This window comes from Thermococcus sp. 2319x1, from assembly GCF_001484685.1.
Lineage (GTDB): Archaea > Methanobacteriota_B > Thermococci > Thermococcales > Thermococcaceae > Thermococcus_A.
Genome location: NZ_CP012200.1, coordinates 1,855,512 through 1,867,997, shown reverse-complemented (window position 1 = coordinate 1,867,997; position 12,486 = coordinate 1,855,512). Strand labels below are relative to the sequence as shown.

The following is a 12,486-nucleotide window of genomic DNA, read 5'->3' as shown; positions in this document are numbered from 1 at the left end:
TCTCACCTAAAGGCCCTTTTATGAAGCAATAACCCCGCTATAAATCCAAGGCTTATAAGGTTGTGGAAAAGGAACATAACGGGAGGGAGAAATATCCCGTCTGGGTTCTTTGTCTTGTAAGCCAGCCTGAGACTCTCTCCAAAGAGAGCCAGCCAGTAGAGGGCAAAGAGCCACAAGAGTTTGGGCACAAGGGGTAGCAATGCTTCAAACCCAAGAAATCCCAGAGGAAACAACCAGAGAGGCGAAAAGTATCCCTTCCTTATGGAAACGCCCTTAACGGCGCCGTAGTTGAAGCTCTGTTTTATAAAGCCCTTCCAGCTGGAGCGGGCGTAGTAGTGGCTTTTTATTTCTGGGTTAAAGAACAGCTTGTAGCCCTTTTTGTTTAATCGAAGATTGAACTCGAAGTCATCCCCTATGAGCATATCCTCATCAAAGCCGCCGATTTCTTCGGCTACTTTCTTATCGTAAAGTGCAAAAGCAACTGTCTTGGCGAAGTGAGGTTTTTCCTCGTACCAGAAGGTGCTCGCACCGCTCAGAGGCGAGGAGTATATGAGGGCAACGAATTTAGCCAGGCGGTTTTGAAAGAGCTTGATGATCTTCCCCCCAGCCCCCGCGAGCTTTGGCTCCATCTTTTTTATTTTCAGAAAGGTTTCCACGCTCTTCCTCAGGAAGTCCCTCTCTGGATAAGCATGGGCTCCAAAGATTATGAAGAACTCTCCCCTCGACTCTCTAATACCCATATTGAAGGCATAAACCTGCCGCCTCTTCGGGTTTTTCCTATAGAAAACGAGGTTAGGATGGTTCCTTTCAAACTCCCTCACAATTTCAGCTGTCCTATCAGTGCTCATACCGTCATAGACGAGAATCTCGTATCTGTCCTTGGGATAATCCTGATCAACCCACCCCTCAAGACACTTGGCTATGTATTTTTCCTCGTTATAGGCTGGTATTATCACACTAACAAAGGGATGCTCCTCCATAGCTCCCAAACCCTTATATTGTTTCCAGTGTTTATACTCCCGGTGGTCTTAATGACCGAGGAGGCTAAAAAATATTTCGTCCATCCAACTGCTGTTGTTGAGGAAGGGGCGGAGATTGGAGAGGGAACCAGAATATGGCACTTCGCCCACATAAGAACCGGGGCAAAGATAGGCAAGAACTGCAACATTGGAAAGGACGTCTACATCGATGTTGGCGTTGAAATAGGAAACAACGTAAAAATCCAGAACGGAGTGAGCGTCTATAGGGGAGTTAAAGTTGAGGACGACGTCTTCCTCGGCCCTCACATGACCTTCACCAACGACCTCTATCCAAGAGCCTTCAACGAGGACTGGGAGGTTGTGCCGACGTTGGTTAAAAAGGGAGCAAGCATCGGGGCCCATGCAACGATAGTCTGTGGCGTAACCATCGGCGAGTATGCGATGGTGGGAGCTGGAGCTGTTGTTACCAAAGACGTTCCTCCCTTCGGGCTTGTCTTTGGCAACCCGGCACGCTTGAGGGGCTTTGTCTGCTACTGCGGAAGGCCCTTGAAGGAGAAAACCGGCGAAGATGAAGCAAATATTATTTTCAAGTGTTCTCACTGCGGGAGGGAGGTTAAAATAAGGAAGGAGGATTACGAAAGATACTTAACGGAAAAAGATTTGTGAGGCGGTAAAGATGAGGAACATACCAATCGCTAAACCCCTAATTGGAGAAGAAGAAATAGAGGCTGTTGTTGAAGTTTTGAAGAGTGGAATGCTCGCCCATGGAAAGGAAGTTGAAGCCTTTGAGAGAGAATTTGCCGAGTACTTAGGGGTCAAACATGGAATAGCCGTCTCTAATGGAACCGCTGCACTCGATGTTGCTCTCAAAGCCCTTAAAATAGGTCCCGGTGATGAGGTAATAACAACCCCCTTCACGTTCATAGCTTCAGCAAATTCAATCCTCTTCCAGGGTGCAAAGCCCGTTTTTGCTGACATTGATCCAAAAACTTACAACCTTGATCCAAACGATGTTCTTGAGAAGATTAGTGATAAAACAAAGGCGATAATAGTCGTTCACCTCTACGGCCAGCCCGCGAATATGGAGGCCTTCAAGGAAATAGCAGAGGATTACAAACTTTATCTTGTTGAAGACTGTGCACAGGCCCACGGCGCTGAATTTGAAGGCCGAAAGGTTGGCACTTTTGGGGACATAGCTGCCTTCAGCTTTTACCCAACCAAAAATATGACCACTGGCGAGGGCGGAATGGTTGTAACTAATGATGACGAGCTGGCTAAAAGGGCAGACTTGATAAGAAACCACGGGCAGGCAGAAAAATACCTCCACGTAGAGCTCGGCTATAATTTGAGAATGACGAACATTTCAGCTGCAATCGGAAGGGTTCAGCTGAAAAAGCTCGACGAGTGGAACGAAAGGAGAATTGAGAATGCCAAACTTTTAACTAAAGGAATAAGTAACATTAAGGGTTTAACTCCACCTTACGTTGATGGGAGGGTTAAGCACGTCTTCCACCAGTATGTTGTTAGGGTTGAGGATGATTTTCCTTTGAGTAGGGACGAGCTTATGGCAAAATTGAGGGAGAAAGGCATTGGAACAGCTGTGCATTATCCAATCCCAGTTCATCACCAGCCCCTCTACCAAAGGCTCGGATATCCAAAGGACATCTGCCCCAACGCAATAGACGCTTCAAAGAGAGTGTTGAGCTTGCCGGTGCATCCAGCTGTAAATAGGGAGGACATAGAGTACATAATCGAAACTCTTAAGGAGATAGCCGAACAATAGATTAACGGGAGGTCATTTATGTTCAAGAAGAAAGAGTATGAACGCTGGATTGCAGAAGCCAAAAGAACCCTTGCCTCCGCATACTCTGACTTAAAAGAAGGCTATTACGAATGGGCGAGCTTTAAAGCTCAACAGGCAGCAGAATTGGCAGTAAAGGCAATTTTGAGAGGAATAGGCTTTGCCCCCATTGGACACTCGATAACAAGGCTCTTACGGGACTTGTCCGAAAACAACATAAAGGTTCCCAAAGAGATTTTATATTTTGCAATGGAGCTGGATAGGAACTATATAGCACCTAGGTATCCTGATGCGTATCCAGAAGGCTCCCCATTTGAATATTACTCGGAAGACATCGCCAAAGAGCTTATTGAATATGCGGAGAAAATAATCAAATTTATTGAGGGAGTTGCAGATGAACTTCAAACTACTTAGAGAGTTTGTCAATCGAATTGTTGAATATTTGAATGGAGAGGTCACAATAATCCTTTTTGGCTCCTACGCGAGGGGAGATTACAATAGGGCGAGTGATTTTGACATTGTTGTTGTTTCCGATAGACTGGAAAAAAATCCCCTAAAAAGGACAAAAGATCTGTATGCTCTAAACAAGGATTTTCTACCAGTGGACATAATAGCCTATACAAGAGAAGAGTTCCTGAAAGCCTTGGAAAACCTCTCCCCAACGGCACTTGATGCAGTTTCTTATGGAAAGGTTCTCCACGATGATGGGTTTTATAGAATCGCAAAGAAGAAGTTCGAAGAGCTTAAAAAGAAAGGATTGAAGAAAGGAAAATACTGGATGATGATTAGCTCATAAAGAAGGAACTTTTCAGCTCTTTGAGCCTTTGTATTGACACATTAATAAACCATGGATTTAAGCATTGCAATTCCGAAGCTTGAAATATCTACTTGTTCAGCTTTTTAGAGTAGCTTTTTATACTTTAAAGGTAAAGCAACTAGTAGCTGTTCATAAAGGGTGATCAAAATGCTTCGCGTTGGAGTTGTTGGAGTTGGCAACATGGGCTTTCACCATGCGAGGATTTACTCTGAATTGGCCAGAGAGGGCAAAGTTGAATTAGTTGGAGTGGCAGATGCCAACTTCGAAAGAGCTAAGGAGGTTGCGGAGAAGTTTAGGACAAGGGCCTTTGCCGATTACAGGGAGCTTGTAAATGAGGTTGATGCAGTCAGCATTGCCGTTCCCACCTCCCTTCACAAGCAAGTCGCCTTAGAGTTCATCGAGAACGGAGTTCACGTTTTAGTTGAGAAGCCCATAGCTGAGAGCATTGAGAGCGCTCAAGAAATCATTAAAGCAGCCAAAAACAGGGGCGTTGTTCTAATGGTCGGCCACGTGGAGAGGTTCAACCCAGCAGTACTGAAGCTGAAAGAGACGATATCTCAAAGAATGCTCGGGGAGATAGTTACGATGAATGCTAAAAGGGTAGGCCCAATGGTCGTTAGAATAGCGGATGTTGGGGTTATAATCGATTTAGCAGTTCACGACATAGATATAATGAGCTTCCTTGTAGATTCGAGGGTTAAAGAGGTATACGCAAAGGCAAGAAACGTAAAGCATCCTGCAAAAGTTGAAGATTACGCCCTTATTCTTCTTAGCTTCAAAAATGGAATTGATGGGGTTATCGAAACCAACAGACTAACACCTCATAAAACGAGAACGCTAAACGTTGTTGGAACTGAGGGAATAGCGTATCTCGATTATATAAATCAAACTTTGACAATTTATGACAATAAGTGGGTGCATGAGGCTAAGGTACAAAGGGGAGAACCCCTTAGGATTGAGATTGAACATTTCATTGAGTGCGCCAAAGAGGGTAAAAAACCATTAGTTAGTGGAGAAGAAGGCTTACATGCTTTAGAAGTTGCCGTTAAGGCTCTTGAAAGTGCAGCGAGGGATGAGGTAGTAAAGCTGGGGTGAGAAAATGAAGCTCCTTGGCTTAAATAGAGGGGAGGTAAAGCAGGTTTTCAAAGAGGGCAAAGTTACGATAGCTGTTTATGGTCTCGGGAAGATGGGTTTACCTTTGGCTGCTGTTTTTGCTGATCACGGTGCCAACGTGATAGGGGTGGACATCAACGAGAGGGTCGTTGAGATGATAAATCGTGGAGAGAACCACGTAAAGGAAGAACCCGGCCTGGATGAGCTAGTTAAGAGGAACGTCGAGGCAGGAAGGCTCAGAGCCACTACCGACGGAGTTGAAGCCGCAGAGCAGGCCGATGTTATGGTGATACTCGTTCCAACCCTAACCGACGAGAGGGGCAACCTCAAGCTTGATCCAGTATATGATGTGGCTGAGAAGATTTCAAAAGGACTCCAGAAGGGCGACATCGTGATAACCGAGGCCACCATGCCACCCGGAACAACTGAAAGCTTGATTCCAATCCTCGAGAAGAGCGGTCTTAAGCTTGGAGAATTTGGTTTAGCTCATGCTCCCGAACGAACAATGACTGGAACTGCTATTAGGGACATCACTGGGCAGTATCCCAAAATTGTGGGGGCAAGCGACGGGAAAACCCTAGAAGCAGTTATCGGAATATACGAGACAATAAACAAGAAGGGAGTCATCCCAGTTAGTTCCATAAAAGCGGCTGAAGCTGTAAAAGTCTTTGAGGGGGTTTACAGAGACGTCAACATTGCATTGGCTAATGAGCTGGCATTATGGTGTGAAGAGCATGGCTTAGATGCTCTTGAAGTCTTTAAGGCAGCAAACACTCAACCCTACTGCCACCTCCACATGCCTGGTGCCGGAGTTGGAGGACACTGTATTCCAATCTACCCATGGTTCGTCATTAATTTGGCCAAAAAGACGAATCCACGCTTGATTAAGACTGCCAGAGAGATTAATGATTCAATGCCTCACCATGTTGTTGAGCTCACTATTAAGGGGCTCAATGAGGTTGGAAAGCCGCTAAAAGGAAGTAATATTCTCGTTCTTGGTCTGACGTTTAGGGGTGGGGTTAGGGAATTTACGAGAAGCCCGGCAATTCCAATAATCAAAGAACTCAAGGAGTGGGGGGCTAAAGTTTACGCCTACGATCCCCTATGCACTCCGGAAGACGCGGAACGCTTCGGTGCGGAGTGGAAAGAAGACTTTAAAGACATAGATGCAATAGTCATAGTAACTGACCACAAAGAATTTAGGGAATTAGATTTAAGAGAAATAGCAAGACAGGTAAGAAGCAAAGTGATTGTGGATGGGAGAAACATTATAAACCACAAGAAAGCTTACCAACTGGGATTTGTATACTTGAGAGTCGGAAAGGTTTAGCTCTTTCTATTTTTTGACACTACAATAACGAGAGTGGGGGGCACCGCGTGATCAGAGGCCTCAGTGAAGTTTCGCTCTGAGACAGGACTCCTTTAGCTTAACTCTTTTGGTCGTGTTTTCCTCTAGTCAGCTGGGTGCTCAAGGACCTCCCAGAGTACTCTCACCTTCGGGTATTTCTCTTTGAGCTTTTTCACCAGCCTTTCGTATTCTTCTCTATCCACCTTTTTAACAAGGTTCAGAAGTTTAGCCGCAAACTCATATGCCCTTCTGTCCTTTTTGGCGACCTCAAATTCAATTATTCTCTCAACGCTTGGAATCAACGGCCTTAGGTCTTGAATTATTGAGAGCGAGTCCAGAATGGCACTGCGAGAGAGCATCCCCTTCATATATTCCTCCAGGGCACTGGGGAAGAGCTCAGCAAGCCTGTCACCAAGATTCAGCTCAAGGGCACATAAGAATGCTATGCTTTTACTTTCCTTCTTCAATATCTCCTCAAACATGTCCAATTTTCCTGTGGCTTTTATGGCATCGCAGACATAACTTACGAGGTAGCCCACACCATCACTCTCTGCATAAATCTCCAAAACTTCCTCATAATTTCTCTTTTTCCCGAAGTATTCTATGAGAAGAGAATAGTCAGAGAGCTTTAAGCCAAGCTCCTTTGCAAGCTCTGGATTAACTTCAAGGAGGAGAGCGACCTTTTCCTTTAAACTAAGATCGGAGTTTAATATCATTTCTTCGGCTTTCTTCTTCTCCCCAATCTTTGCGAGCAAAGGTGCTTTAAGCTTAACGCTTACATCACTGGCGTTTAAGATTTCTTCCCTGAAACGCCAAGCATTTCTCAACAAAACACCGTATGCATATTTATAGACGTCTTCAGGAATTTCTGAAAGCTCTAAAATCTCAACAAAGTGGTCAAAGTCTTCTTTACTTAATCCCCGTTCTATGAGCTCGAAGAGAGGTTCCAGAACCAGGTCACCATAATACAAATCCCTGTAGTCGTCATAGAATCCCTCAAAATCGTAGTAGTGCTTGCATATGTATTTTACGAGCTCCCACGCCTTCTCCTTAGGGATCTTTTTTCTTTTGAGGATCCTGTTAATCCTGAGAGCGCTCTCATAAGATATGTGACCCTTAAAGTATGAGGAGACGTCCTCCGTTATTCCAAGCAGGATATCTGGATTGTCTTCAAGTATTTCTCTTAAAGTTTCCAGAATTTCCGACTTGCTCCTATCTTCCAGAGACCTGAGAAATGCATCGCCGTCAAAAAACTCACCGTTAGAATAGGCAAAAAATGCAGAAACACCGTGCTTGCAGTTCATTCCGTAGGGACAAGTGCAGTATGACACATTCTTTTTAAGGTCGAATTCTACTGCGTATGTTTTGCTCCCCTTAACCTTTGCATAGAGCTTATCCCCTATCTTCACAACTCCAATAACCCGCCCTTCTCTGTAATATCTTTCTCCCCTCTCAAATACCCTGCTCCCGAAAACCCTTCTAAGTTCTTCCATCCTCATTACCAAAAATTGACAATTAACTTAGATAAAAATTTTGTGGAACTAAAGAGAAATCCTTTGAGATCAAAATGCTCAATAGTTCAAAGCTGATAATTAGAAGAAACTATTATATATACCTTACTTCCCATCAAAATTAAAATTAGTCCGAATGCTTGAGGAAGTACTAATGTGTAAACATACAACACACAACTAAAAACATGATGGGAACCAAGGTAGTCAGATTAAAGATGGGGGTGTTTATGGTGGAGTTCATGAAGCTTTTGGAGGAGGCTTGGTATAGAAAATCTGATTTCATCCCGTTAATGTTAATTCCAATGATTACAAGTCTCTTTTCAATTGACAATATTGAGAGGGTGTTGGACTTTCATGGATTTCATATTGGCGTTAAATTCATCTTCCCGGAGGATGTACCCAATCTCTGGAGTTTTGTTTCACTTCCAAACCCAAAACCTGGAATAAACATTTCCCTTCCGGGACTTATCTCACTAATAGCGTTCACAATCATTGGATCCTATCTAGCAGCTGGCTATCTCGGAAGCATAAAGCAGGGACTTGAGGATAGAACTTATGAGTTCCCCCACAATGCTGGGAAATACTTTGTAGAGATGCTGAAGTTCAGAGTTCTAATACTCCCAATTCTATTTGTAATGATAGGCCTTGCATTGATAACTCCATTATTTGTACTCCTCGCACTCCCAACAATGATTTTCCTGACATATTTAATCTACGGAACTCCTTACCTCATAGTTTCTCAAGAACTAACCTTTGGGGAGGCACTCAGAAAAAGCTTGGAATTGGCCCTTAACGGAGGAAAATACGCTGAATACGGTATAAAATACCTCCTTTTTGCCATTCCAATATCAATAGTCATGACACTTTTGACAGTTAACCTAAACACCATTGGCATAATTCTCGGAATCTTAATTACAGCCCCAATATCACTAACACTCACAACCACAACAATGATATTTTTCTTAGAGTATCCGAAACTTGGACACAAAGAATCTCCAGGTTTCATCACACCAACAGAATCCTCCTCAGAGTCAAGTACTGTTTAAGTAACGGGAGGTGAAACTAAACACGCCCTCATTAAGAGTAAAGTTTTTTAAGTAACCTTAGTTCCCATCGGGTCGTTAGATTTATATGCATTTAAATTTTTTGGTTGATTGGTGGTCGTGATGAACTTCCACCAGGAAATTCTGACCATAAAATCCGAAATCTACCCGATAGTCAGCAAACACTACCCGAAAAACACCTGCAGGGAAGTAATCAGCCTCTACGCGTAACGCGCAATACTAGCACACTTGCACTTTAACAGAGTTTACAAGCACGCTTACAGGGTTTTAATTGAGGAAATGAAACTCTTCCCAAAAATCAGGTACAACAAACTGACAGAACGCTTGAACAGGCACGAAAAACCTCATCATAACTCAGGAAGAATTATTCAAAAAACACGCCAGGGAATACGTCAGAATAATCGACTCGAAGTCAGTTGAGACCAAAGAGTTGGCCAGAAAAAACAGGAAAGGGAAGGTAGGTTCTTCAGAAGTCATAACTGAAAAGCCCGCAGTTGGGTTTGTCCCCTCTAAAAAAAGTTCTACTATGGGTACAAGCTGACGTGTTATTCTGACGGGAATTTGCTGGCTTTATTGTCCATTGATCCGGCGAACGAGCATGATGTGAGCGTTGTCAGGGAGAAATTCTGGGTGATTGTTGAAAAGTTTACTGGCTGTTTTCTGTTTCTGGATAAGGGGTATGTCAGCAGGGAGTTGGAAGAGGAATTCCTGAAGTTTGGTGTTGTTTACACGCCGGTAAAGCTGGAGAATCAGATTAGTAGTCTGGGGGAGGGGAAGTTTTACAAGTACCTGTCTGATTTTCGCAGGCGGATTGAGACTTTGTTTTCGAAGTTTTCTGAGTTTCTTCTGAAACCGAGCAGGAGTGTTAGTTTGAGGGGTTTGGCTGTTAGGATTTTGGGAGCGATTCTGGCTGTGAATCTGGAGGGATTACCTCACAGGTGGTGGGAACTAAGGTATTTTTAACTACATTTAACTAATGGGAAGTTTGGAGGTGGTGCTCATGAGATTGAGGGACAAAATCCGTGAGATTAGGGAAAAGTATGGCCCCCTTTACAAACTCGTAGAAAGGGAAGGTCCACTAGCTCAGGCAATAAAGTCGAGGCCTTTACTCCAAAAAGCCTTTGAAGACCTCAAGCCCGACTTCTTAAGCGTTGAGGAATTCAGAGAAAATCTGATTAATGACATTAACAAGTCTAAAGAAGAAATTGTAATTTACTCCCCCTTCATAAATGCGGAAATAATTAACAGGGAGTCCTGGCTGATGGATCCACTCATAAGAGCCAAGAATAGGGGAGTGGAAGTAATAATTCACACAAGGCATCCTGACGTTTTCACGGGGCCAAAGTCTAGAGAGTTCCAGTCTAAGAATATTCGTGCCATGGAGTCTTATGGATTCAAAGTTCACAAACGGAAGCAAATGCATGAGAAGGCTGTTATAATTGACAAGTCAGTAGCCTATCTTGGAACAACTAATGTCTTATCCAGACTTAGGCCCGAAAAAGGCGGGGATTACATGCTCAAGTTCAAAGAGCCTCAGGTTGTGGAAGCACTTTATGTGAGTCTCGAAATGTTAGCTGAAACCTCGGAGAGCCTTGAGGAAGAACAAAGCTAATTTAGCCACAGCCCACACTACACGATTACAACCTGAAAGCCTCGCCCTTCAAGGCTGGGAAGAGGTCAGATCTCAATGTCCCCAATAATTGCCTCCCTTGCTTCATATTTTGGAACGTGACTTCTCGACTCTATCCCTACCAAGAGGTCGGCGTTATCTCTGTCTTAGTTTCAGCTCTTAACTTAATCTTTGTGGCCTCCATACTCGATGGGCGAAAATTTATAATTGTGGGACCCAAAGAAGATTAGGGAAATGTTATGGAAAGCATAAAACAATTATCCAAAACTATAAGTGCCATCATAGTAATAATATTCATCACACTCACATATCGAATATATCCCTATTTTAAATGTGGATACTTATTTGGCTTTGACCCATATGTTCACGTATCTGTTATAAGAGAAATGCTGAAAGGAAATTTGCAGTATTATCCCCTTTCAAATGCTCCTTTTGGCGCAGAAATAACAGAACCTTTGGGATTATACTATGTTCCCCTCTACGTTTATAAAACCCTGAGTATTTTTGGGGTTTCCCTCTATAATGCTTTTAGGATTACGCCTGTTATTTTTGGGCTTTTAACGGTTTTATTTTTCTTTATGGCAGTGCTTAATTTTTATGGGAGAAAAGAGGCTATTTTTTCGGCACTGTTTCTATCATTGAGCTACGGCCATATACACCGATCAATGGCAAACTATTATAGAGGGGATAATTATATTTTGTTTTTATTCTCTGTATTGTTATTTTTGCTGTCAGTTTCGCTTAAAAACAGGGGGAAACTTACTTATTACCTTTCATTCCTTGGAATTGGTATTATACTAGGGATTTCAGCATTCTTTTGGTGGGGATACCCAATACTCTTTATTTTTACAGTTGGAATAGCCCTTTCTTGGGGGGTTGCTCTATTTTTATGGGAAGAAGAAAGAATTTTCATGCCCCTTGCCCTTCTAAGCACGACATTGATAGGAGCCCTCATCGCAAAAATATTATCAGGTCCCCATTGGAATCCGATGTACTCAAGTTTTCCGATAATATTTGTCAAATACCTCTTCTTACCTTCACTCTTCATTCTTTCAGTGTTTTTAATTCTCTCAAAAGTGAGGATTGAATTCAAATATCGGCTGTTTGTTCTTGTTATAGGGGGATTCCTCTTTGGATTCTTGTCCTTAACAATATTCAGAGAACAAATAGCGTCTTTATTTAAGGCTTTTGGGTATTTTAGTGGAAATAGAATCTATGGAACAATTATGGAGCTTCAAAGGCCAAAAGTCTCAGATTTATGGAGGGCATTTAGTATTTCCATCTTGTTTGTTCCCTTTTATCTCCTGCAGCTTAGGCGACGCAGGGTGATAAACCTCCTCAGCTTGGGATGGATTCTCCCAAGTGTTTATTTGCTGGTGAATGCGGTTAGATTTGTGTTCTTGGCGTCTTTAGGGGTTGCGTTTATGAGCGGGCTTGGTTTTTCCTACCTCTTGAAAATTATTGATGAGAAGTGCTCAAAAAGGCAGGTTATATCAATTTTTCTAATTTTCTTAGTCTTTGCATCCGTGGGATACTTCTCTTTCGCTTCTCTCTACAACACAAAGCCTTTTATGAGCAAAAATTGGGAAAGAGCATTAATTTACCTAAAAGAGCATTCCAACAGTAGTGATGTAGTCCTGACTTGGTGGGATTATGGTGGGTTTGTTCAGTACTATGCAGAAAGACCAACAGTAGCTGATAGCGTTTACGGGCAGGGGAACGCTCCATACGTTGCTAAGTACTATTTGGGATTGTTGCCCCAAAAAGAGCTTGAAAAACGACAGGTTAAATATGTGGTTGTAAACTTGGAGCTTGTTAACAAGTTTGGGGCAATACTCGAGACTGCCGGTGTAAATAGTGGCGAATATTCCATTATGCTCCTGCCATTAGAGTATACTTTTGGAGCTTTCGTGTTTTCTAAAGGTGGTTACAAAGTTGTAGCAAAACCAGGGGATGCTTGGGAAGTTAAAGTTGTGACGCCAAAAATGACGTTCACACCAAAAGAAGTTTGGGTAGAGAGGGGCAAGGAAATAGTAAGAGCAAAGCTAAAAGAAGGCACAATAAGTGGTAGCGTTGTATACATAAACCTAAATTACGGATACGCCGTTTTAATGTCTGAAAAAGCATTTAACACGCCCCTTGCCCAGTTAATGTTCATAAACTCAACCCCATTCTATTCAGACGGCGGCATCATCAAGATATTCAAAGTTAAGTGATGGAAA

The 12,486-nt window shown here is 42.9% G+C and carries 11 protein-coding genes and 1 pseudogene; 10 read left to right on the top strand and 2 right to left on the bottom strand.

All coding sequences use genetic code 11. The features are described from left to right. Nucleotides 1–2: 2 nt before the first annotated feature. Nucleotides 3–980 (bottom strand): glycosyltransferase family 2 protein, encoded by a 978-nt coding sequence (locus tag ADU37_RS10365; protein WP_058947509.1) that lies wholly within the window; start codon nucleotides 978–980, stop codon nucleotides 3–5. A gap of 51 nt (nucleotides 981–1,031) precedes the next feature. Between ADU37_RS10365 and ADU37_RS10360 the strand changes: the two genes are divergently transcribed. The 6 genes from ADU37_RS10360 to ADU37_RS10335 all read left to right on the top strand — a co-directional run bounded on the left by ADU37_RS10360 (nucleotide 1,032) and on the right by ADU37_RS10335 (nucleotide 6,041). Then, entirely contained in the window at nucleotides 1,032–1,646 is a 615-nt protein-coding gene (locus ADU37_RS10360; protein ID WP_058947508.1) for an acyltransferase, read from the top strand. 10 nt (nucleotides 1,647–1,656) lie between these two features. Continuing rightward, the gene (locus ADU37_RS10355) at nucleotides 1,657–2,763 is read left to right on the top strand and encodes a DegT/DnrJ/EryC1/StrS aminotransferase family protein (RefSeq protein WP_058947507.1); all 1,107 of its coding nucleotides are present in this window, start codon (nucleotides 1,657–1,659) and stop codon (nucleotides 2,761–2,763) included. 18 nt (nucleotides 2,764–2,781) lie between these two features. Continuing rightward, on the top strand, nucleotides 2,782–3,195 hold the full coding sequence (locus ADU37_RS10350) for a HEPN domain-containing protein (protein ID WP_058947506.1): 414 nt from the start codon (nucleotides 2,782–2,784) through the stop codon (nucleotides 3,193–3,195). Continuing rightward, a complete protein-coding gene (locus ADU37_RS10345; protein WP_058947505.1) occupies nucleotides 3,176–3,577 on the top strand; it encodes a nucleotidyltransferase domain-containing protein in 402 nt (133 codons plus the stop codon). Before ADU37_RS10350 ends, ADU37_RS10345 begins: the two co-directional genes overlap by 20 nt. Before the next feature lie 168 nt (nucleotides 3,578–3,745). Further along, nucleotides 3,746–4,693, top strand: a complete 948-nt coding sequence (locus ADU37_RS10340) for a UDP-N-acetylglucosamine 3-dehydrogenase (protein ID WP_058947504.1) — start codon at nucleotides 3,746–3,748, stop codon at nucleotides 4,691–4,693. Nucleotides 4,694–4,697: 4 nt separating this feature from the next. Continuing rightward, nucleotides 4,698–6,041 carry a nucleotide sugar dehydrogenase gene (locus ADU37_RS10335; RefSeq protein ID WP_058947503.1) on the top strand — a complete coding sequence of 448 codons (1,344 nt, stop codon included), beginning with the start codon at nucleotides 4,698–4,700 and terminating at the stop codon, nucleotides 6,039–6,041. 122 nt (nucleotides 6,042–6,163) lie between these two features. Here the strand turns inward: ADU37_RS10335 and ADU37_RS10330 are convergent, their stop codons facing one another. Next, nucleotides 6,164–7,558 (bottom strand): SWIM zinc finger domain-containing protein, encoded by a 1,395-nt coding sequence (locus ADU37_RS10330; RefSeq protein ID WP_144433274.1) that lies wholly within the window; start codon nucleotides 7,556–7,558, stop codon nucleotides 6,164–6,166. 242 nt (nucleotides 7,559–7,800) lie between these two features. On the opposite strand from ADU37_RS10330, the gene ADU37_RS10325 reads away from it, so the two are divergent. The 4 genes and pseudogenes from ADU37_RS10325 to ADU37_RS10305 all read left to right on the top strand — a co-directional run bounded on the left by ADU37_RS10325 (nucleotide 7,801) and on the right by ADU37_RS10305 (nucleotide 12,480). After that, the gene (locus tag ADU37_RS10325; RefSeq protein ID WP_144433272.1) at nucleotides 7,801–8,616 is read left to right on the top strand and encodes a hypothetical protein; all 816 of its coding nucleotides are present in this window, start codon (nucleotides 7,801–7,803) and stop codon (nucleotides 8,614–8,616) included. Between the two features lie 120 nt (nucleotides 8,617–8,736). Continuing rightward, nucleotides 8,737–9,586: pseudogene (locus ADU37_RS11150) on the top strand (IS982 family transposase). Between the two features lie 48 nt (nucleotides 9,587–9,634). Next, nucleotides 9,635–10,246, top strand: a complete 612-nt coding sequence (locus tag ADU37_RS10310; protein WP_158508498.1) for a phospholipase D-like domain-containing protein — start codon at nucleotides 9,635–9,637, stop codon at nucleotides 10,244–10,246. 257 nt (nucleotides 10,247–10,503) lie between these two features. Next, on the top strand, nucleotides 10,504–12,480 hold the full coding sequence (locus tag ADU37_RS10305; protein ID WP_058947499.1) for a hypothetical protein: 1,977 nt from the start codon (nucleotides 10,504–10,506) through the stop codon (nucleotides 12,478–12,480). The last annotated feature ends 6 nt before the right edge of the window (nucleotides 12,481–12,486 follow it).